The 22,240-nt window shown below is 39.6% G+C and carries 22 protein-coding genes and 1 pseudogene; 6 read left to right on the forward strand and 17 right to left on the reverse strand.

Annotated features, from left to right (window positions below; all coding sequences use genetic code 11):
* Positions 1–269: 269 nt before the first annotated feature.
* The gene (locus tag KHB02_RS16570; RefSeq protein ID WP_213146130.1) at positions 270–1,427 is read right to left on the reverse strand and encodes a trans-sulfuration enzyme family protein; all 1,158 of its coding nucleotides are present in this window, start codon (positions 1,425–1,427) and stop codon (positions 270–272) included.
* A gap of 333 nt (positions 1,428–1,760) precedes the next feature.
* The gene (locus tag KHB02_RS16575) at positions 1,761–2,012 is read right to left on the reverse strand and encodes an SMI1/KNR4 family protein (RefSeq protein ID WP_241113905.1); all 252 of its coding nucleotides are present in this window, start codon (positions 2,010–2,012) and stop codon (positions 1,761–1,763) included.
* Positions 2,013–2,076: 64 nt separating this feature from the next.
* On the opposite strand from KHB02_RS16575, the gene KHB02_RS29925 reads away from it, so the two are divergent.
* The 3 genes from KHB02_RS29925 to KHB02_RS16590 all read left to right on the forward strand — a co-directional run bounded on the left by KHB02_RS29925 (position 2,077) and on the right by KHB02_RS16590 (position 4,732).
* Complete coding sequence (locus KHB02_RS29925; protein ID WP_338088299.1) at positions 2,077–2,754, forward strand: alpha-helical endospore appendage domain-containing protein; 678 nt, start codon at positions 2,077–2,079, stop codon at positions 2,752–2,754.
* A 722-nt stretch (positions 2,755–3,476) separates the two neighbouring features.
* Positions 3,477–3,731, forward strand: coding sequence for a hypothetical protein (locus KHB02_RS16585; RefSeq protein ID WP_213146128.1), 255 nt, complete (start codon positions 3,477–3,479; stop codon positions 3,729–3,731).
* Between the two features lie 242 nt (positions 3,732–3,973).
* The gene (locus KHB02_RS16590; RefSeq protein ID WP_213146720.1) at positions 3,974–4,732 is read left to right on the forward strand and encodes an SDR family oxidoreductase; all 759 of its coding nucleotides are present in this window, start codon (positions 3,974–3,976) and stop codon (positions 4,730–4,732) included.
* A gap of 117 nt (positions 4,733–4,849) precedes the next feature.
* Here the strand turns inward: KHB02_RS16590 and KHB02_RS16595 are convergent.
* The 10 genes and pseudogenes from KHB02_RS16595 to KHB02_RS16640 form a co-directional block, all read right to left on the reverse strand.
* Positions 4,850–4,936 (reverse strand): annotated as a pseudogene (locus tag KHB02_RS16595) (VanZ family protein); the annotation flags it as partial.
* Between the two features lie 71 nt (positions 4,937–5,007).
* Positions 5,008–5,184, reverse strand: a complete 177-nt coding sequence (locus KHB02_RS16600) for an anti-repressor SinI family protein (protein ID WP_213146127.1) — start codon at positions 5,182–5,184, stop codon at positions 5,008–5,010.
* 171 nt (positions 5,185–5,355) lie between these two features.
* On the reverse strand, positions 5,356–5,955 hold the full coding sequence (locus tag KHB02_RS16605; RefSeq protein ID WP_213146126.1) for a TetR/AcrR family transcriptional regulator: 600 nt from the start codon (positions 5,953–5,955) through the stop codon (positions 5,356–5,358).
* A 216-nt stretch (positions 5,956–6,171) separates the two neighbouring features.
* Positions 6,172–7,635 (reverse strand): Na+/H+ antiporter NhaC family protein, encoded by a 1,464-nt coding sequence (locus KHB02_RS16610; RefSeq protein ID WP_241113906.1) that lies wholly within the window; start codon positions 7,633–7,635, stop codon positions 6,172–6,174.
* A gap of 58 nt (positions 7,636–7,693) precedes the next feature.
* Positions 7,694–8,743 carry an aldo/keto reductase gene (locus KHB02_RS16615; RefSeq protein WP_213146125.1) on the reverse strand — a complete coding sequence of 350 codons (1,050 nt, stop codon included), beginning with the start codon at positions 8,741–8,743 and terminating at the stop codon, positions 7,694–7,696.
* Positions 8,744–8,748: 5 nt separating this feature from the next.
* Positions 8,749–9,087, reverse strand: a complete 339-nt coding sequence (locus KHB02_RS16620) for a TIGR04076 family protein (RefSeq protein ID WP_213146124.1) — start codon at positions 9,085–9,087, stop codon at positions 8,749–8,751.
* A gap of 456 nt (positions 9,088–9,543) precedes the next feature.
* Positions 9,544–10,551 (reverse strand): DUF3231 family protein, encoded by a 1,008-nt coding sequence (locus tag KHB02_RS16625; protein WP_241113907.1) that lies wholly within the window; start codon positions 10,549–10,551, stop codon positions 9,544–9,546.
* Between the two features lie 422 nt (positions 10,552–10,973).
* Positions 10,974–12,155 carry a cyclically-permuted mutarotase family protein gene (locus KHB02_RS16630; protein ID WP_213146123.1) on the reverse strand — a complete coding sequence of 394 codons (1,182 nt, stop codon included), beginning with the start codon at positions 12,153–12,155 and terminating at the stop codon, positions 10,974–10,976.
* Between the two features lie 77 nt (positions 12,156–12,232).
* Positions 12,233–13,081, reverse strand: a complete 849-nt coding sequence (locus KHB02_RS16635; RefSeq protein ID WP_213146122.1) for a MurR/RpiR family transcriptional regulator — start codon at positions 13,079–13,081, stop codon at positions 12,233–12,235.
* Between the two features lie 178 nt (positions 13,082–13,259).
* Positions 13,260–15,665 carry a sialidase family protein gene (locus KHB02_RS16640; protein ID WP_213146121.1) on the reverse strand — a complete coding sequence of 802 codons (2,406 nt, stop codon included), beginning with the start codon at positions 15,663–15,665 and terminating at the stop codon, positions 13,260–13,262.
* A gap of 355 nt (positions 15,666–16,020) precedes the next feature.
* Here KHB02_RS16640 and KHB02_RS16645 point away from each other — a divergent pair, with 355 nt between their 5' ends.
* Complete coding sequence (locus KHB02_RS16645) at positions 16,021–16,224, forward strand: DUF1284 domain-containing protein (RefSeq protein WP_241113908.1); 204 nt, start codon at positions 16,021–16,023, stop codon at positions 16,222–16,224.
* Positions 16,225–16,266: 42 nt separating this feature from the next.
* On the opposite strand, the gene KHB02_RS16650 is transcribed toward KHB02_RS16645, so the two are convergent.
* The 3 genes from KHB02_RS16650 to KHB02_RS16660 all read right to left on the reverse strand — a co-directional run bounded on the left by KHB02_RS16650 (position 16,267) and on the right by KHB02_RS16660 (position 19,847).
* The gene (locus KHB02_RS16650; protein WP_213146718.1) at positions 16,267–16,782 is read right to left on the reverse strand and encodes a cupin domain-containing protein; all 516 of its coding nucleotides are present in this window, start codon (positions 16,780–16,782) and stop codon (positions 16,267–16,269) included.
* 585 nt (positions 16,783–17,367) lie between these two features.
* Positions 17,368–18,369, reverse strand: coding sequence for a 3-dehydro-L-gulonate 2-dehydrogenase (gene yiaK, locus KHB02_RS16655; protein ID WP_213146120.1), 1,002 nt, complete (start codon positions 18,367–18,369; stop codon positions 17,368–17,370).
* 77 nt (positions 18,370–18,446) lie between these two features.
* Positions 18,447–19,847: an aminotransferase-like domain-containing protein gene (locus KHB02_RS16660; RefSeq protein WP_213146119.1), complete on the reverse strand. Its 1,401-nt coding sequence runs from the start codon at positions 19,845–19,847 to the stop codon at positions 18,447–18,449.
* 114 nt (positions 19,848–19,961) lie between these two features.
* Between KHB02_RS16660 and KHB02_RS16665 the strand changes: the two genes are divergently transcribed.
* Together KHB02_RS16665 and KHB02_RS16670 are read left to right on the forward strand one after the other, a co-directional pair.
* The gene (locus KHB02_RS16665; protein WP_213146717.1) at positions 19,962–20,681 is read left to right on the forward strand and encodes an AzlC family ABC transporter permease; all 720 of its coding nucleotides are present in this window, start codon (positions 19,962–19,964) and stop codon (positions 20,679–20,681) included.
* Positions 20,672–20,998, forward strand: coding sequence for an AzlD domain-containing protein (locus KHB02_RS16670; protein WP_213146118.1), 327 nt, complete (start codon positions 20,672–20,674; stop codon positions 20,996–20,998). Before KHB02_RS16665 ends, KHB02_RS16670 begins: the two co-directional genes overlap by 10 nt.
* 201 nt (positions 20,999–21,199) lie before the next feature.
* Here KHB02_RS16670 and KHB02_RS16675 read toward each other — a convergent pair whose 3' ends face one another.
* Both KHB02_RS16675 and KHB02_RS16680 read right to left on the reverse strand, forming a co-directional pair.
* On the reverse strand, positions 21,200–21,844 hold the full coding sequence (locus tag KHB02_RS16675) for an SdpI family protein (RefSeq protein ID WP_213146117.1): 645 nt from the start codon (positions 21,842–21,844) through the stop codon (positions 21,200–21,202).
* Entirely contained in the window at positions 21,831–22,106 is a 276-nt protein-coding gene (locus KHB02_RS16680) for an autorepressor SdpR family transcription factor (protein WP_213146116.1), read from the reverse strand. Before KHB02_RS16680 ends, KHB02_RS16675 begins: the two co-directional genes overlap by 14 nt.
* Positions 22,107–22,240 lie beyond the last annotated feature (134 nt).

Raw genomic sequence — 22,240 nt, forward strand, 5'->3', positions numbered from 1 at the left:
TTCATAACGACCGTACGCTGAAAAAACTGGGGCACCCGGTCGTTATGAAAGGCCCATAACCTTCACTAGGGGTTATGACTAATCAGGGTAAATTGTCCATTACTAGGCAGGGGAGTATCCAGCCTGCTTTACTCCAGCAAGATATAGCCCTTCTTCGTCGAAAGGAACGAATACCGGAAATTTCCTTCATTGCTTTCCATAAACATGGATCGTGATAGCCGGTGTCACCACCTACCAGCTCCGCTTAACAAATTCCTTAAGCCGCACCGTTATTGTAATGCCATTTCGAGATCCTTCCATATATCTTCTACATCTTCAATTCCAACCGAAAAACGAACGAGTCCATCATTGAGACCTGCTTTTTCTCTTTCTTCCTTAGGGATGATCGCATGTGTCATCGAAGCTGGATGTTGAATTAATGTACCTACATCCCCCAGCGAGACTGCTAAAGTGCTCAGTTTTACTGAATTCATAAGTTTAACACCAGCCTCGTATCCCCCATTCAAGACAAAAGAAATCATCGCGCCAGGACCTTTCATTTGTTTCTCCATGATTTTTTTATCTTCAAAACTAGCTAATCCTGGAAAGTAAACCTTCTCTATAGCCTTATGTTTTTCCAAGCGTTCCGCCAAAATTTGTGCATTTTCTTGTGAGCGATCCATGCGAATGTGCAATGTACGTATCCCTTGATAGAGAAGCCAGGCATCCATAGGGGACAAATTGGCTCCCATCGTCTTCTGCACTTCTTTTCGCATCGGCTCAATTATTTCCTTGTTCGAAATCACAAGTCCGCCAATAAGGTATCCATGACCCGACAAGTATTTTGTTGCACTGTGGACGACAATATCAATTCCACATTGAATAGGATTTTGTAAATATGGGGACAAAAACGTATTATCAACAACCGTCAAGATCCCCTTTTGCTTAGCGATCGCCGCTACACTTTTCATATCCACTAAGGAAAGTGTAGGATTGGAGGGGGTTTCAAAGTAAACCACTTTTGTTCTATCTGTAATGTGTGGTTCAAGCTCTTCCCCTGTCTTAAATGGTACAAAAGTTACATCAATTCCAAACTTTTTTACCGTTTTGGATAGGAATGCGTGTGTCGCCCCATACAACGCAGTGTGTGCAACAACGTGATCCCCAGCCTGCAAAACACCAAAAAGGCAACCCGTTATGGCAGCCATTCCGGATGAGAAAGCCAAACACCCTTCACCAAATTCCAATTCCGCTACCTTCTCTTCCAGTTCTCTTACATTTGGATTACCCAGGCGTGAATACATAAATCCTGGATCTTCGCCTGCAAAACGTTGTGCTCCTACTTCAGCATTATCAAAAACAAATGTTGAGGTCAAATAAACAGGGGGGATGTGTGAGCCATGCCCTGGATCTTTATTTACTTTTACCAGTTTTGATGAATAGTTCATGAGTATGACGCCTCCTAATTTTAGGTAATCTGAAACGCTGCTATTTTTATTTTTTCCTATAAGCAGTATATGCAAAAGTAATCCCAACTCTGTAAGCCTTATTAAATCTACATTATTAAAAATTATGATTTATTACTAAGGTGTACTGCAAAACATAGGAATGATCGAACTTACCGCTTTGGCAGTTTGATAATATTTCAAGGTTGGAAAGGATTTTATGCCTTTTCTTTTATAAAAATGAAAATGGCCGATTTCGAATTAGAAATCGGCTTTAACAACATTTTATAAAACTACAGCTTGAACGGGTCAGCCCCCAATCACAGAGTTTTATTTTTACCACTCACTCGGATACATCATTTCTAATAATCTCTCAAAAGAATCAACAACAGGGATGAGCGAGTCATTAAACCATTCTTCCAATGGGCGTTCTTTTAAGTCCCATTCATTCAAATCGTCCTTGCTAATGGCTCTTTCATGATGCTGAAAAACGATGGATGGCTGGTTTTCATTCATTCTATAGTCGAAATATAGGAGATTCCCTGCTCCATCCTCTACAAAGGGGGAATCCACTTTATAACAGGACAAGTACACAATCTTTGCTATGATTTTTTAATAATATATAAAGAACAATGGATAAGGAGGTGAAAAAATGTCTCAAGCTAATATTAATAATATCACGCCAACAATTTCTCTTTCGACAGCACAGACAGTTCCTTTGCTGTTGGCTTCTGTTGCCCTTGAGGAATTATCTCTGGCTCACCTAATGAACGCAGAAGCCGAAAAGCTTCAATTTGTTCTTGGAACATTACGTACTCCTGGACGTGAGTTCTCTCCTGCAGCTGTTTCATTGACAAATCTGCTTAATCTCGATTCAAGTGTACAAAGAACAATTCGTGATGTGATTAAGAAAGAAATGTTATTGGAATTCAAATTTGAAAATATTCTTGACTTAATTGGAACGTTATGCAGTATTCAAATGACGGCTAGGGAAGTGAATCCTTGTTTGTTTATCATTCCTGGGACGGTGACTTGCTCAGGAGTAGTAGTTCCATTCCCAGTAACCATTAACTTTGAATTATTTATTAACGGGGTATTAGCCGCTCAGGCAACCATCACATTTGCTAGCGGTGCGTTCGTTGTATCTGTATCTTTTGATACAGGGACAACTGGAACAGCAACGGTCACTGCAACAACCACAGTAAACGGACAGACCGTTTCAACCGCAGTTTCATTTAATGTAAACTGTCCGGGATCAGGGGCTGCACCGGGATCAGGGGCTGCACCGGGATCAGGCGGAGGATTCTTAGCTATCGAGCCCCCTGTTTGATGTCGTACTACTAATCTCGGTATAGCATGTTAAAACGAGTTAGCGAAGATTATTGATATAGATGAATAATATATGACGGTGGTGGTGGATATATCTGAAGATTTAAATAAGGATTCACCACAAATCGTAAGTACCATTAGACCGTTTCCTACTTTTTAGGAGACGGTTGTTATTTATTAGTTAAGTGTAAAAACGATTCCTGAATAGAACAAGTGCCTGCCACGCCCAGAATAGTGTCGAAAAGTCCTACAACAAGTAGGAGGCCAAACAGGATCTTAAACTAGGCAAAACTTTCCCAATCGTCTTTAAACTGCCCCAAATATAACATTCCGCAGCCTTGACTGATGAATCGCCTCAAAGTTTGGAAACATTTGCTTTTATTTATGCTTACTGTGGATTTCAACTAAGCTATGAAGACAATTTATTTTTTTCATTGCTTAGTGTATTAAAAATCATTGGAACTTTGAGGTGACAACACTAAGTCAAAAAAAGAAAGATCATAATTGGGCACTCGACAGTAGCTGTGGCATTATTTGTAAATTTAATCATTGCTGCAGTTGGTGCTGGTCCAATTTCATCAAATAAAATGTGTTCAGTTCCGTCATTACAATTCGAGTTCGGAATAAAGATGTTATTAATAAACGTCAATTAAGCTCATGCAAAAGTTGAATAGCACTTAAAATCTTAAAATACTTAATATGGACAAGGATGATAAAAATATAATGGATCATATCGATAAAAGAAATCGTTTAGGTGACGAACCTTTTAATTTTGGAGTGACAAAAGATAATACAGTCTTTTTGGATTATTATGGTAGACAGGTGAAAATCTTAAAGGGAACAGAAGCAGAGAAATTTCTAAAGAGAATTAAAGTGGCTGAAAATTCAGCGGAAGAACAATTAGTAATGGCGAAGATAACTGGAAATTTCAAAAGGGGTAATGAACGAAAAACTGAAGGAAACAATCCCTTCCTCTGAATCTTCTAATGCAATCGGCATTGTACATTGACCAAGGAAGAATATCGTATATGTGGAATTAGTAAATATATTCCCTCTAAAAATCAAAAATTGGTAGATTAAGATTGGATTGCAGTTCCGTTCATACATTTTTCACAAGTAACTAAGGAAAAGCTTAAAAAAATATCTAATGGTTGGTGAATTATGGTACATCTTGTAAAATAGAGTTGAAATAAAAATTTACAATTTCTGGAGGCCTGATGATGAAACTAGAAAATAAAGTTGCCGTTATTACCGGTGCCGGATCTGGAATGGGTAGAGCTATTGCCGTTTTATTTGCAAAAGAAGGTGCAAAAGTAATTGCTGCAGATTTAAATGAAGAATCTGTTCAATCAGTCGTCAAGGAAATTACGGAAACGGGGGGAGAAGCAACGGCTGTTGTTACCAATGTTGCAAAAGAAGAAGATATAAATGTGATGATTGATACGGCGGTTGAAAAATATGGAACTTTAGACATTTTAGTTAATAATGCAGGAATTATGGATAATTTTGTACCGGCCAAGGATTTGTCGAATGAACTCTGGGAACGTGTCCTTGCTGTCAATACAACCGGTCCAATGTTCGCTATTCGTAAAGTGCTGCCACTATTTTTAGAAAAGAAGAGCGGTGTGATTATTAATAATGCGTCCATAGGTGGTTTATTCGGTTCACGTGCAGGAGCAGCATATACTGCTTCAAAACATGCCGTTATTGGGTTAACAAAAAATGTTGGGTTTCAATATGCCAATGAAGGAATTCGTTGTAACGCAATCGCCCCCGGCGGTGTAAATACAAATATTGGGACAACAATGAGTGAACCGAATCCATTTGGAATGGAACGTGCAATGAGTGGAGCAGTCAATAATCCAAGATCAGGTGAATCGGAAGAAATTGCAACAGTTGCTTTATTCTTAGCTTCAGAGGATTCAAGCTTTGTTAACGGACAAGTCATTACAGCAGACGGTGGCTGGACTGCCTATTAATTATTTTTTGAAAAGAGAGGACTATATTAATTGGTTGTAAGACTTCCACTTAAAGTAAAAAGACAAAGGCAACGCCCAAAGAGGTAGTTGCCTTTCTTTCAAAGGAGTTGCGAGTGTTAGAAATCCCAGAGGCATAAGTATTAAAATATTGCCCCCTACATTTCTTACAATCAACTTAATCATAAATGTTGTGTCACCACCGTATGTCTATAAAGGGTACCTGCCCCCGAAAAAAAAAGGGGGTCAGACCCCCAATCAGTTAAACGTACTAGCTGTTAATGTTTTAACGTATCTGTGGCAGATGCGAAAGAAGCCTCATTATTGTTTTCAAGTTGAGAGACCTCTGCTACGGACCTCTGGCGAAGAAATCTACGAATCTCCTCTATAGGAATCCCCATTTGTTTGGCCTGAATCATCAAGTTTACCCATTCTTTATCTAACTTTCTCTCCATTACTATTTCTCCTTACCTCATAATAAGCTTTGGCCATATTATGTTGGCCTTTGCAGGAACTCAGTAAATTCAGCATCTCCCAATACTAGAGGAATAATAGCTTGCGGTAGTTTTTTGACAATCCATCCACTAAGACCGACATGAGGGGTACATCCAAAAGTAGTAAAATAACTATTCCCTTTTTGATAACATTCCGTTCAGAAGAAGATGAACAATCCCGGATGCGATTTCTTCAGGTCCTTTTATACCCGGAAATAATTTGGTAAGCGTAAGACGCTCAATGGTGCCAACTAAAATCTCAGCAATCAATGACATGTCCAATTCAGTTTGAAAATAACCATTATCCACTTCAGAAATTAAGTTTTCTTTTATTTGTATCGCTAACTGTTTTTTAATCTCTTCCGCCTCTACAGAATTAAAGAATCCAATGCGTGTTAAATTTTGATTCTCAGAGAAAAAAGTAAAGATTCCCGTTAATCCTTTTGTAATCCTCGATGGTAAGGAGTTGAAATCAATTCCAGGTTCTAATCGACTCTTATTCGTAAGGTCAGATAGCCCTTTGCTAAACAAATCTATTAATTCCTGGTAGATTGCCTCTTTGCATTTAAAGTAAAGGTAAAATGTTGGTTGCGTTACGCCAGCCTTTTGAACGAGTGTACTAATTTTTGTTTCATAATAACCCTTATGTGCAAACTCTTCTGCAGCGATAGCAAGCAATAGAGCCCTACTCTGTTCACCACTAGCCCCTTTTTTTCTGCCCCTTTTACTCATTTGAAAACTCCTTCAAAACACACACCATATATTACTCATTAGTATTATCTTATAAAAATCAACATGGAGTCAATCATAATATTTCGTTTTTTCAGAGAATTTACAATCTAGGTATCACTAAGCTTTCATAGCTATATCTCTCAAATAAAAAAAGAAACCCTTCACACCAAAATAGGTTGAAAGGTTTCTTGCTTGTTTCCTTGAATACCAGAAACATTATATTGCGCCGGACTTGGTATCTTGTTTTACTATTCTTTGATGATTTCTTACCACTTTCCCTCCAGGTCCTTCGTATTCCCGGCCCCATCCCGTTAATACAGAGGACAGTAGTACCAAGAACAGGACCATGCAATAGATCATGCCGCTGCTGACTTGTGTTAGAGATAGCGGCGCAACAAAATCATACCCTTTCGAAAGCAACGCACCGATGAATACAAACACACTTAAAAAAGGAATAACTAGCACGATCGCATTCGCAAAACCATCCAGCAGGTAAGCACGACGGTATGGATGCAAACCAACACGTTTGCCAATCTCATTCTGTACTTTTCCAAATGTCGTCATCGATGCACTGGTGACGCCGCCGAAGATCAAAGTGGTAAACGAAATGCCTAACATCATGGCGATTTCAGCACCGCGGACCGTCCTGCCCATTTTGCTGTTAAGGATGCCGTTTGTGACTTTTTCAAGTACTCCTGCACCATTAAGCACACCCATAATACCGTAAACTGAAATAACCAAAGTGACGGTTGCCATCATGCTGCTGATCCCGCCCGTTAGGAATCCTTTCGGAGCCCCATCCTTAACTGAGATCACATTGTCGAAAGTTAAGAGGTTAAACGCCAGACCTGTTATCGTCCCTAAAATAATTCCTATAGTAATAGCTATATAGATATTGCGAGTTTTGATTGCTGCAATTAACATGACGGCTACCGGAACCAGCATGACCAGTGTGGTAGGATTCATGCTTTTCGTAAGAATTTCCGAAGCGCCCTCACCTACCGTGCCGCCTCCGCCGAAGATCCAGAATAGAACAAAAGAGATAGACCCTGCAACCAAGGAATACTTCAGCCGGCTGGAAACACAGCCCCCCACATCAGCAAAACCTTCCTTTTTTGTGTATGCTTGAGTTCCTGCAGAAATGATGGTGGTATCTGATATTGGCGCTAAGTTATCACCAAAAATGGAAGCACTGACGATTGCACCCGCAAGAACGGCAGGGTCGCCTCCCAACAATACTCCTGCCGGGTAGAAAATAGGGAAGCAGGTAAACATCGTCCCGATGGATGACCCCGTAGCAGTAGAAATGACACAAACCGCTAAGAAGGTAAACGCAGTGAATAATCCCCCATCCACGCCCAGCAAGTCGGCAAGCCATACGAAACCTGATGAAATGTTCGTGCTTTTGATCAACTCCGAGAACATCCCAATGACGAACAGCAAAATGGCAATCGGTACGGCTTCCTTTACGCCATCATAGACCGAATCCCAGAAGCGATCGTAGTGACCCTTTTTTACAAAAAGGGCACCGACCATCAGTGCGACGAAAGCACCCATTGCGAGAGCATACATTTCAAACGCTTTAAAGACAATAAAATACAATACGCAGAAAAACAGAAAGATCACAACTGGAATAAACGCAGTTCCCCAGCCACCCCTAAATTCAAGTCTCTGATTCATATCTAAACTCCCTCTCCTCTACTAAACTCTCTATTCTAGACTAAACGTACACTCTCACTTACTCTTCATTTAAATTCATCTTCATAATATTGCGATACTTTGAACCAACCGTACGCTCTAACTCAAACGGTTCGCCCTCTAAGATTGGATAGTGGCCTAAGAATTGTTTGATTTCATCGATATCGGAGTGATCGAGTTCGAACGTAAATATTTGCGCATTGGACTCAACATGCTTGCTGTTTCTAACCCCAATAATAGATGCCCCGACTCCTTGTTGGCTTAATATATATTTTGTAGCAATCTGAGAAGCCTTGACAGAATACTTTTTGCCGATTCTTTGCAGCATTAACAATAATTCCTGATAGTCATCCCAACCCAAGGTATCCTCAATCACCTGAAAATATTTAACATGTGAGCGTGTTTCCGGTTGAATCGATGGTTGGCCGATCCATTTTTCCGCTAGCAAACCTCCTGACAATGTACCGTAGCACAGCAGGGAAATTCCGTTGCTTTTACAATAATCGAGTAATTCTTTTTCTGGACGTCGATCAAAAACCGAGTATTGATTTTGGCAAGACACAATCGGTATACCGGCATCAACGAGCTCGCTCAAATGCTTCGTATCAAAGTTGGTAACGGCGATATTACGGATCTTTCCTTTTTCTTTCAGTTTCAACAGATCTCCCGCTGTCTCAACAAAGCCAGGCACATCATAATCCCACCAATGAAACTGCACCAGATCCAATACCTCTCGTTTTTGACGTTGGAGGCTTCTGTCAATTATTTTTTCAGTGTAATTGTAATCGACCTCATGAAGCAAATTGATATCCGGTACATACTTAGTATGGATTTGAATATCATGCGGTGAAAGGGTGCTCCCAGATTTTAGTTCCGTTAAAAATTCACCGAGGAATTCTTCCGTACCCGTATAGATATCTGCACAATCAAATGTCGTAAATCCTCTTTCCGCAAGCATATGGAAGGCCTTCATAGCATCTTGCATATCTAACTTTGTTTCTAAGCTATGGCCTTCCGACAGCTGCCAGCAACCGTTGATCACTCTGCTGATTGTATAATCTTTTGCTAATTCAAATCGTTCTGCTGCCATTATGGTTAATCTCCTTTATGTATAGGTTCTATTGTGCATTCAGCATGACTAAATTCTTTCGTTCCGGTGCGGGTTATTCTGAATCTGGCACCGCAGTTTGGATCTGGGCAGGCAATTAGACTGTCAGACAACATCCAGTCATTCGCGTGCAATGGCCGCTGCTTTGCCGGCAGTAATGGCAAAATCGCACTTAAAGCATACATGGAAAATGAATTCGTTTCCGGGAAGATCAGGTCCTCCCCAATCACTAAGAAATAGTCGCCTTCCTTATGCCGGCATACCATTGGTTGATCTGTAGCGACAACCTCTACTTTTAAGTTATATAGCGTAAATTTATCTTCCATTGGCACCTACTCCTTTCAACACTTTCAGCTGATTAAGGTTATAAAAAAATAAAAAACACCTGTCCTTAAATAAAAATTCAAGGACAAGTGTTAACCTGCGGTACCACCTTGTTTGATATGTATCATACATATCCGCTTTGTAGAGTGCTCTCACACCCTTAGCCCTGTAACGCTGGCTCTGCGTCTAAGCTACTAAAAAAATTTCGTTCACTTCGCCCTCGGAGGCCCACTTGCTGTGACTGCATCTGTCCGGCTTACACCATCCCGGATTCGCTATGAGACCGTTTAACAGTTTTACTCCCTCGTCTTAGGTTTATAGAAATGTTAGCATCCTAGTTTTTAATTGTCAATAATAGTATTAATTTTTAGATAACTAAACTTAATTTCTTCGTTATACTCCACATTTAACCTTCATACATTCAAGTTATGGCTGCTTAGCTAAAGGTAACCTATCAACTAGACTTTTCTATTTACTAATTGTGGAGGTTGTTCAAACCATTTTTCTTTTATAGCTAAAAGTAGACCTTGACCATAATACTTCTTCATATCCTCAGATATTTTGTCCAATTTAGAAACAATATCCGTTCTTAAACTGGAAGTCATAGCCTGACTTATCATAGCAAAACAGAATATTCCCAGACATGTATTCGTAAAAAACAACATTAACTTATCGGAAAATGGAGACATCTCTACATCGGAAATTTTGTAGTCCCCTGATGCTGATATCGGAATATTTTCTTTTTCAAGAATTTCTTGAAGTGAATCTAACACTTTTTGGAGTCCATCTCTGCCTTTACTAAAATATTGTTTTAGGTCTTTTGTTTTCGCTAATTTACTAAACGTGACAAATACCATTTTTGAAAACTGTGCTCGATGAACAATTCTGGATAGATTTGCAATTTCAGGAGCATTTAAAGGTCTAGATCCACCAAAAAAACCATTAAGATACATCATGGAATCAGCTATTTCTACCTCGTTATCGATCGCTACTTGTGGAGGACTCAAATATACTCCTTGTGATAGCATCAAATCTAAAAGTTCATTCTGGATTTTTACAAAAAAGGCAATGTTTTTTTGGAAATGTTCTCGGACATCGTTTCTAGTGCAATCTGATAATGCAATTGGATATGTACTCATCGCTAAGTATGTTAGATCAAAACAAAAATATAAAATAAATGTATCGGAAAATACCTTGGGTACGCCAACCCTTACATCTTCATCCGTAAAGCCAAGAGGAATAGTGAGATTATCTTTGATAAAAATCTCCTTGAGTTCATTTATACTATTTTCAGTTTGATTTAACATTTTTTCGATTACTTGTTTTGTTTCGTTACTTTCAATACTTGCATAAAAATATTCAAAAAGTCTAAGTTCCATATTGCTCTTTAAATAGGATGACCAAAGGTTAGATACTTCGCTTGAGGTTAATTCTGCAAGAGGCATATGGTTTTTTGGATAACTCATTTTAATCACTCCTTTCCAATTAGTTTTTCCAATCTATCACTTAATATTATTCTCCTCATGCACCCCTTTTTATAGATGGGAATCGAAGCTGGAAAGGGCAGGGTTACAACAATAAGGAAATTACAATAATAAAAAAGACCAATTTCTCAGTAGTAAATTGAGAAATTGGCCTTTTTTCGTTATCCTGAAATGCGCCCGGTTACAGAAGAACAATAATTGGCGAAAAACCGGGACTTCTTTATGCTCCCGCCATACGTTATGTGTATCAAAAAGTTGGCCCCTATGGTGAATCTCGTCAGGTTAACACGTGAAGGGTTCCCATTCACCACTGATGTTGTTGGTCAAAATAATACCGAAAAACCGTCTCCCTGTCCCTAAAATTGAGGCATAAGAACCGTCCCCATGCCTCATTCCATGCCTCATTAATGGCTTAGTATGGTCCCTGAATAAATGGCGTTTGTTCTTACTCCAGGTTTTATTTCTCCGTTTATAGAGAAAATTTGGTTATTCATTAAAACTAAGCCTTCTCCACATGGTGCATCAAATGGAACCTTTCCTGCTGATCTCCAGGTATCATTTTTGGCATTGTAGATTAGTACATGTTTATTCCAATTGAACTCATAAGGATCAGCCGTAAAATATTTCGTTCTAAAGGCCGCCAGTTCTTCTCCTTTTAATGTGTTTAGATTTTTCACCGCATAATCATATACTTCTTTATTAAATCCTCCAATTACCAGCATTTCATCATTATTTAATTTGACAGAATTGGCACCAAGCAGGGATATTTCTTTATCATCAACTTTCACAGAGGAAACCTTTGACCAGCTATTTGTTTGGATATTATATTGATACCCATCAGTATAAGCAATGGATCCCCCGCCGCTAAATACATATAGGCTTCCGTTTAATAGTTGAGCTACACTTTGATTTCTGACCGTTTCTCCTGGTATGGATGCCAGCTCTTTAGTAGTGGACGTTTTTAGATCATATTCATATAATTTATTGCTATCTTTTCCATTCTGCTGGCCAAGTCCAATATACAATTTTCCATCCTTCTCCACTGCTATCCCATTACTTATCGTAAATGGCAGATCCCCTACTTTTTCCACTTTGAGTTTTTTATTTTTATCGATCGTCAGGAATAGGATATCGTCTGCATGTTCTTTGTCCGGACTCCCGCCAATATAATAAACACCTTTATCTGTGGTGATTGACGACCCATAGCCTATCTTATGATCAAGATTCGTATGTTCTACCAGAGTTAATCCACTATCTTCTTTTTTATAAACATAAATGTCTGAGTAATGTTCCTTTGCCCCTCCATTTAAGACGGTGTCATAAGGAAAATTCGCTCCTCCTCCGACAATTAAATAATTCTTATTAGAGCCTGATAACACTCCTGCTGTACCTATGTTCTTATCAAATCCCTTTTGTGCCTCCAGCTCTCCTGCATGCTCCCATGTGATTCTTTTTACGGATTTAACATTTTCAGAAGCGTATGCTTTGATTTCTATTTTTGCGTTTTTGGAAGCGTTAGTGTTTGTCCCGATATAACCTCCAATCACAAGCATAGATGTAATGGCTGCGATCCAAACCTTTTTCAAGATATTTCCTCCCCGTTTGTCGTACCACATGATTTGGAATCTAGCGAATTCCAAATACGGTACTTTATTCAGAAATTCTAGTAAAGCTTACTTGATAAATTTTTCGATATTTTCATATTAATTTCTTTTGCCGTTTCAACATTTTGCATGGCAATGCCGGTACATAGGAGATCAATAAGATACAGCTGAGAGATTTTAGATACTAGTGATCCACTGTCTAATGGACTCTCCTTCGAAGATGATAATAAGACTAAATCAGCAAACCTTGTTAATGGAGATTTAACATAACTAGTTAATGCAATCACTTTCGCATGATTTCCCTTGGCAATTTCCACCGCATCTACGATGTCTTTTGTACTTCCGGTAAGACTGATGGCAATCACAACTGTTTTCTCGGTCATACACGAAGCTCTCATGATTTGAAAATGCGAGTCCGTCACAACATCGGAATGTTTGCCAATTCTCATTAAGCGATTCTGCATATCTAACCCGGCTATTCCTGAAGCCCCGATGCCAAAGATGACAACATCATCCGACTGGTTGATCATTTCAATTCCCGCTTGTAATTCTTCCAATCGGATGACTTCAGAGGATTCATTTATCGCCTGTATCATATGATTTCTGACTTTTTTAATGATCGTTTCATGGTCATCTTTTTGTGCAGCCAGAGAAACTTCTTGGGCTAACAAAAATTTAAAATCCTGAAACCCTTTAAACCCCAGTTTTCTAAAAAAACGTAAAACGGTGGCTTCCGCTGCTCCACTAGCCTCCGATAACTCCGTTAGAGAATGATATAGCAATTGTTGTGTATGGTCCCGAATGTATTCATATATCTTGTTTTCTGATTTCGTAAAGGTATGCTTATTTTGCTCCATGACAATGGACGGTTTAATACCTTTCATTTTATCGATCGTGTTCGCTGTCATTTTCATCCACCTCCAAAATTGGAAAAGCCTCCAATGTTTATATTATAAACAAGAAGCAGATGGTTAGCGTATAGGGTGGATAAAAATGTCATGTACGAAGTAATATTGGCAGAATTTTTCTGATCGGTAAGCAACTGTTACGAAGAGATGATGGCTTCGTAACAGCTCTCATTCTGCATTAATCAGCTCTAATAATAATCTGATCGGTGAATTTGGCCGCCTCTTGATTTGAGTCAAATAATTCCCCATAAACATTATAAATAGAAAGATTAGGGTCCAATTCAAACTCCGCGGTATAAGCTCTTGGTTTGATATCCGGGACGATTCCTTCAAAAACGAAACGGCGATTATCGGTTTTCTTTACTAAGTCAAGCTGGACTAGGTTTCCGTCGATGATGGCGTTAATTCGTTTATTTCCCATTAACATAACAAAGTCATCAAATACAATCTCTACTTTGATTTTCTCTCCTGGACGATAAGGCTTTGGATTTTTAGATAAAACATCAAATGATTGTATGGCTGGCTTTGGTGCTGGTTTATATCGCTGCCATTTTAAGTAGTCCGTATTAAATTGAATATAGGACATGACCGTATTGGCCGTTCCTTCATAAAATAGACCAATGTCACCGTTTGAAAGGTTGGTGAGGCTGGAATATCCGTACTGGCCTTCTTTCACAAGCTGACTGTATTTCCAGTTAAAAGAATATTTTGTCCGGCCATTCTCATAGGTTCCAGCTTCCTCGATTAACCCTGCCTTTACAGTGCCATTTATTCTGCTCCCGGAATCACTGGCGCTGGAAAAGATGACAGCTTCCTTTCCATCAATCTGGCCATTATAGCGAATCGCTGACATTTGACTGTATGGGGCGGTTAACGCCTTCTCCGTCACTACTTCAGAATCCCAGGTTTCCCCACCGTCAAAGCTTGTCGCGATTTGTGCATATCCTGAGTGATTCCGCATGAATAATTTCAGCTGGCCGTCCGGCATTTCTACTACTTGCGATTCTGTAATCTCATGATCATAATTGGTAAAATACCTTTCATTGATGGTCTCTCCACCTACGACCCTGCCTTCGTTTGGAGACTCTCCGCGGTGCCATGTTTTACCGTGGTCATCACTATAAATAACAGCACTAGCTTGTCTGTTGTATTCATTTAAAAAATATACAGGAAATACTAGTCTTCCTTTATAAGGGCCCTCGGTCAGCTGGATGCCGTTTCCTGGACCTGTCCCTAAGAAAATCATCCATTCTTCTTTTGTTTCATCATTTAAATCAATTGGTCCTGCCCACGTTTTTCCTTCGTCATCACTATAATACAGCTCAAGGTAAGATGTTTTAAAAGGCTTTAATGGAGAGGTTTGGCTGAAATAGTTATCTATTTTTTCGCCATTCCAATATAAATTTCTATCTTCATCAACCGAATAGTCAGTAGGAGTTCCACTTTCGTCATAGACGATTCCGTTCTCTCTAATCGTGTATTCCTTGTTGTTTGCATCTTTTAAATACAGGTACTGTTTGCCATCTATCGTTTTAAACCCAGTTCCTTTATACGCATTTGTGCCAAAGCCCCCCATGAGTCCAGCTCCATGTGGAAACCCGTCAACAAGTGCAAAAATTCTTTCATTGGAAGCATCCTGCAATAATGACAAGTCAATATTAGAGGCTTTATCGGGGTAATCATTGATGACAATACCGTCAGCTTCCCATGTTTGACCTTGATCAAAGCTTCGTCTGACGACAGCATCGATATTGTTTGGAGAATCTCCTCCATTTTCTACACGGCGGTCGATACCGGCAATCAGTGTTCCTTTTTTACTATAAAGTAACGCAGGAATTCGGTAGTTATTGGAGTTCATGAAGCCTGGATAAAATACGCTGAAAGGATTGGTGAGCTTAGCTGTATCGGGCATAGGGTTCACTAATGATGCAGCTTTGGTTTCACCGGTAATGGTTGTTAGCGACTCATCAGATAGCGGCTGATTGTAAACTTTGACAAAATCAATATTGCCGTTAAATGGATATTGATTGCCTGATAACCTTTCCGTTCTTCCTAATTGCGCGCTGTTTGGCGCATAAATGTTACTTAAGAATTTCCTTGGAGACTGTGAATCTTCCTTGATTAATTCACCATCTAAAAAATACTTATACCCTTTATCCTTGTCTACCACCATCGCAAGGGTATACACTTTATTTTCCTTCAAATTCACTGGGGCACTCACATGGACATTTGTCTTGGCTTCTCCTGGTTTTTCAAAGCGATTTTCACTTCCGATCGCTGAAGGGGAAATGTACAGATGAAAATGGCCATCCCGGACCTGCTTATTACTTAACGAAAAAAGTGACATAATGGACGAGCCAGTGTATTGAAATCTGACAATAATGGTTCCTTCATCCATTGCTTTCAGCTTATCAACTTGATTATTTAAGTTAGTGAAATATCCGTCTTTAATCCTCTGGTTTTCTACTTGTAAAATCGGCTCAGGCATATCATCCGTGGACACTGCTGAAACATACGCACCCTGTCCACAGACGAAAATGGCTATAAGCATTAATAATAAGAATTTTGAAAATCTTTTTGCCAAAAAAATCTCTCCTTCCATAAATGGTCAAGTTATACCTTTCTTCTAAGCTTACTGGCGGATCAAACATATGATATCGCTTACAATATTCACCTCGCTTCTCATTCCTTTTAACATGATGCTAGATTTCTATTATGCTAGGGAAATATTAACACAATTGACAGTTTATTGTCTATAATTTTTAAAAAGTGACAACTACTTGTCATTCAGAGTACTGCGATTACTGTAGGCGATTCTTTTTTGCAAATGGGGTTAGCGAAAATGGAAGCGGCTGTTTATGTGAGAAATCCCCAAACTCTGGAAAATATCACTGCCAGGCCATAATGGTTATCAAAGAGACGCTGTCATTATAGTTAAAATGGGGCTGAAAACTGGACAAATTCTTTCTTGGGAGGAAATCGAGTCTTGTATCCGAAGGTCAGTCGTGCCCTCCGACCTTCCAATCATCTGTGAATCTTGTTCGTGGCGTTCATTGGGGTTTGCGAGGAAAGAATTGAAGATATTCAGAAGGGAAGGGATTACGGGAAATCCTGAAAGGCCTTTCCCCTTTACTCTGCTTTGAAGTAAAGCCCCCTCCCTTGAAGAGGTATTCATTAGGTTTGGATTATTCCGCAGCTAAAGCCTGTGCTTTAGTTACATGAACTGTTCCGGCTGGGTGTTGTGGAGGAGCGTATATAGAATAAAGTTTTAAAGGGATATTACCTGTATTGGTTACATTATGCCAGGTGCCTGCAGGGATCATAATCGCAAAATCATCATAAACGTTTTGAACAAAGTCTAAACGCTCTCTTGTCTTGCCCATTTGCACAACACCTTGACCTTGTTCAATCCGTAAGAATTGGTCAACGTGAGGGTGAATTTCTAAACCAATGTCTTCACCAACATTGATATTCATCAATGTAACTTGCAAATGTTTTCCTGTCCATAAAGCGGTACGATAGGTATTGTTCTGCTTCGCAGCCTCATTAATATTGACTACAAATGGTTTTCGCCCATAATCTTTTGCCTGGATTCTTGCGTTATCATACATATTCCAGTAATTAGGATGTCTTGTATAATTATTATACATTGGGACATTGGGTTGATATGGATATGAATACATCCAAGGAGTATAGTACATCAAATTCAATCCCTTCATAGATTAATACAAATTATCGTATGCACTATTTTAAGGGAAGTTACTTAATGTGTGGGCGAACGAACTTTACCATTGGAAAACGCCATTTAATTTCACCTGGCATTGGAATTTTCACCATAATTAAAAAGACACTAGCAATAATTCTTGCTTAGTGTTTTCTCAGCCAGGCTGCTTTTTTTATCTTATTATGTGGTGTGCTTGTTGTAAAATCTATAAACATGCTGAGTCTCAAAAGATCCTAGAATTTAGACGACAAAAGTAAAAATACCGCGGGCGCTACTTTGCTGGTGCTCACGGGAAGAATAGACCGCCTTATTTTTACCGGGGCGCTACTTTTCTGATGCTCACGGGAAGAATAGACCCATTACTTTTACCGGGGCGCTACTTTTCTGATGCTCACGGGAAGAATAGACCCGGATGAATAGCATCTACTCCATGGATTTTGGCCAGTTCAATGATTCCATCAATGTCTAAATAACACGCATAAAAAAGCCACACAATATCATAATTGCATGGCGAACCAAATTTGTTTTGACTAACTAGTTTGATAAACTTAAACTTGTGAAATTATAATTTCAGTACTGTTTCCCATATATTCTGATTTACTGGAATACCGTCTCTAAGATTGTCCGCACGCTCCTTCGCCGTCCTTTCGCCAGGATAAAGGATATCTGTAACACCTGCCATCTTTGTTGATGTTTTAATATAGGCAGACATATTTCCTATGTATGAATCAGCATATTCCTCCCCAGCATATTGCGCAGGATTTATAGCGATAAATACCTGTGAAATTCCTGAATCCTGGCGTTCCATCCGCAAATCGTAAGTGGATCTGCCAACTGATAATGCAGAAACAACTATATCAATCGCGATGGAAAGACCAGATCCCTTCCAAAAACCTGCAGGAAGGACCTTGCCACCATTTATAATAGCTTCCGGGTCGTCCGAAAGTTCCCCATCGGCCGTATAACCTCCCACAACCGGCAATTTTTCTCCGGCTAACGAATAGGTTTGAAGTTTACCATATGAGAATTGAGACTGGGCCATATCCAATAGCAAGTGTCTTCCATCTTTATGGGGAACCGAGATGATTAAAGGATTGTTGCCAATACGGTCTTCACTACCACCCCATGGCGGCATATTAGGAAATGTATTTGTCATGCAAATCCCGATACATCCTGCGTTGGCAGCTCTTAATCCGTAGGTGCCTCCACGCAGCCAGTGGGTTGTATTCTTTAGTGCAACACAGCCTAAACCATAATCTTTCGCCAATTCAACAGCCCTGTCCATCGCAATGGACGCATTGATAGGACCGAAACCTAACTGCCCATCCCATTGTTCTAGGGCTCCGATACTATTCAGTTTCACAGGCTGCATCCCCGGCTTAATAACTCCGTCTTCTATCGCTTTAACAATGGACGGAAACCTGTTTAAGCCATGAGAGTACACCCCATCACAGCTGTTGTCAGCTATTATGGATGCCGCGGTTTCCGCAGTTTTCGTATCAACACCCCTTTTTAAGAGAACTCTTTTGAACTCACCTTTCATATCATCATATGATATACGCATGAACCAACCCACCTTATTATTACTAGTAATTTACCCAGAAATATCTAAATCCCTAGGCTTTTATATGAAACCTTGCTCTAGTACATAACTTCATCCGACTCTAGCAAAAACCTTTTTAGGATTCGAAGCCCTTTCTCCAATTCATCCGAGTCCTTAGGAGATGTAAGCGAAATTCGAATAAATTGGGGAGATTCATCTTTTTTGACCAAGAAACGATGAGAATGATAAACATGCATCCCCCGGCTTAAAGCCATATGCTCAAACTGGTTTAGCTGCCATTCTTTATGCAGTGGTATCCAGCGAAAAAAACTAATCGGGTTTTCGCTTGGATCATCGATTTTAAAATATTTCTGGTAAATCTCGTTTCGTTCTTGCGAAATTTCCCGCTTTTTCTTAATGATTTGTTCCGCAGCCCCTGTATTAATTAATTCTGTGATAATTTCTGCATTTAAGGCAGATGTTTTTACGTTGAGATTGAAAATTCCATACGTGATTTTTTCAACAAACTGATTGGCGTAAGCGATAAAGGCAACGCGAACACCAGAGCTAAGTGATTTGGCAACGCTTAGGATATAAACAAACCGTTCCGGCACAAAATGCGAAATAGGATAATAGCCATCCGGTGCCAGGAACGAGTATACATCATCCTCTATTAAAATAAGCCCTTGTTTATTGATGACCTCAGCTATTTCCTTTCTGCGCTTCATACTCATAGTCACAGCAGTTGGATTGTTGCAGGAGGGACTCAAATAGATTCCCTGCAATGGATTTGTTCGGCAGACGGCCTCTAATTTCTCCGGCTTCATACCTTGCTCATCGCCCTCAATAGGGATTAATTGGATATTCATTGTTTTGGCCAGTTCAATAAAATTAGGATACGTATAGATATCCACCGCAATTTTATCTCCCGGATGAAACAAGGACATTAGAATCAGCGAAAACGAATTTTGTCCGCCTGAAGTGATCGCAATATTTTCAATGGGGGCATCCATGTTAAAGCGCTGCATCCACTTTTTGGCTGCCATTCGATGATAAGGCATTCCCAACGGGTGCCTGTAATCTAGTAAATTTTCCAGATAATCTTTGGCGGCAATGCTTTTAATCGCTTGTGCGACGAATGAGTTTGTGTGATCAAGGGGCTTGATGATCCCCATCTCTATGTAATTCTTATGCTCATCACTATCTGCCATGAAAATAGCATTTTTTACATTGGGCGTCACAAAGGTTCCCCTTCCGGTAACGGCATAGATTAACCCTTTCACTTCGCATATTTTAAAGGCCCTTGTCACAGTGCTGAGGTTAATATCAAGATAATCTGCTAATTCTCGCTGAGGGGGAAGTTTCGTATTGGGTGCGAGAAAGCCATTGAGAATATCATATTCCAACAAACTAGCAACCGATCGATACAATGGAGGGACAAGCTGTTTTTTATCCGGCTTCCATGACATCGGATAATTTTCAAATGAATTAACCGGCATACCATACCTTCTCCTTGAAAAATTGTATTGCATACAATTATATCATTGAACCCATACAATGATGATGATAAAGTAATTTTTATACAAATAATTTATATCAGGGGGTGAAGGATGATGAACATTAGTGAAAACACGTATTTGCGGGAGGAAAGCAGCTTCCTTGCCGGTGTACGGGATTGTCTGCCCACTGTACTTGGTTACTTAAGCATTGGATTTGCGGCCGGTGTGGTGGAAAAAACTGCAGGACTTTCGATTGTTGAAATTGGACTGATCTCCTTGCTTTTGTACGCAGGTTCTGGTCAATTTATTGCTGCCGCGATGATTGGGGCTAATAGTCCCGCTCTAGCGATTATCTTTACTATTTTCTTTATTAACCTCCGCCATCTTTTAATGAGCGCGGCGATATCGCCTTATTTCCGTCATCTTACACCCTTCAAGAATGTATTGATCGGTTCTTTACTTACAGATGAAACATTTGGTGTAGCCATGAATGAAGCAGCAAGGAAGAAATGGCTTAGCGAAAAATGGATGTATGGTCTAAATGTAACGGCTTATTTAAATTGGTTCCTAGCCAATATTGCAGGAGCATTTTTCGGAGAATGGATTTCAGACCCGGAAAAATTCGGCCTTGATTTTGCCTTGCCGGGAATGTTTATTGGCCTTCTTGTCCTGCAAATGGTCAGCCGAGGAAAATTGAGGAAAGATATTCTTGTTGCCCTAAGTGCTGTTGCTATTGTGGTCGGGGTAAGTTTAGTGGCATCTGGAAGCGTAGGGGTTATTGTCGCAACCATCATTGCCTCAACAATCGGAATGGCGGTGGAGAAATGGAAGTAAGATGGTCGATCTTTTTAATTATTTTAGGATCAGCCCTTGTCACATTCATTCCAAGAGTGCTTCCAATTGCAATCTTAAGTCGTGTTGAACTGCCAGAATGGGCGATGCGCTGGTTGAGCTATGTTCCCATTGCCGTTATGGCAGCCTTAGTCGGGCAAGAGTTGCTCATGCCAAACGGAAAATTGGCACCTTTGACAGATAACCTTGAACTTATCGCCGCACTGCCCACTTTTATCATTGCCATTGTGACTCGCAGCTTATTGGGAACTGTTGTAGCTGGAATCATCTCTATCATGGTATTACGGTTTGTGTTTTAAAGTGGTACAACGTGATTGGCAAACATGCGGGACAATCTTCTAAACTATCAATAAATATTTTTGTTAAAAACTCCTCAAAAACCTTTTTTGGGAGTTTTTTAATATTAGAGTGCCTGCCACCACCCAAGTAGTGCTGATGAAAATCAACTAATTTCGGATAATGACCGGCACTTGCTTTACTCCTCTTATATGTCCGGCGAATTACTCATTACCTTTTTCCCTTTTAAACACCGAATAGGAATAAATCATGATAAGCGCAATTCCAACCGCTAATGCCGCCAGGAAAAAGTACATTCCCGTGGAACCTATGAAGGTGGTGATTAATGGTACAAAGCCAATAACGACAAAAACATATCCTCCAAATCGGTGTGTTTTTTTCCAGACATATTCTGATGCCAGCGTCCAAGGGGTCCGAATGCCAAAGAAATAGTTATGCCGGATTTGCGTCATGAAATTTCCAAGAACGATAAACAAAATACCTAGTAGTACCGGCACAACTTTTTGAAAAGGTATATCGTATCCAAGTCCACTGAACAGCCCCAATAAATTCGTGATAACAAGAAATAAGATAATGACAGAGTTGATGATAGAAAATGCGCCGCTATGCTTTTTATAAGATTCTCTCTTCGGATCAATGGACGGCAGAAAATTTAAAAACACAAACAGGACAAGGGGTAATGCACTCATGGTGAGCTGTTCGATTCTTGACCCATACCGATCTGGTTCGCCGCTAGGTCCCCAGTGAACCGGAAACTTATTAGGCATATGTGGAAAGGCAATAAGATTTACAATCAGTGGAATGATGGAAATGATTAGCGTAATATAAAAAAGTTTATTTTTTTTCATGAAGCCCATCCCCCTTTTTGTCTAATAACCATTTGATTACATCCTGCAAAACGGTTGAGTTTAAGGAGTAAATAATAAACTGCCCTTTTTTCTCATCCATCACTAATCCTGCGGATTTCAGGATTTTTAAATGATTGCTAATTGATGGCTTACTCATTTCAAATTGCTCAGCTATGTCCCCTGCCGTTAAATCCTGATCCTTTAACAAATCCAGTATCTTTCTTCGGGTTGGGTCTGCCAAAGCCTTAAAAACCTCATTCATGATATTCCCTTCTTTGTTATTTAGTTAATTATCTAAATATATAATAACACATTGTTCTAACCCTATAAAGTGATTAACAAGATGTAAATATGGAATTTCTTCAAAGCTAAAAGACTTAATCAGAAAATGATTAA

It is taken from the genome of Neobacillus citreus, from assembly GCF_018343545.2.
In the GTDB taxonomy this organism is placed as follows: Bacteria; Bacillota; Bacilli; order Bacillales; family Cytobacillaceae; genus Neobacillus; species Neobacillus citreus.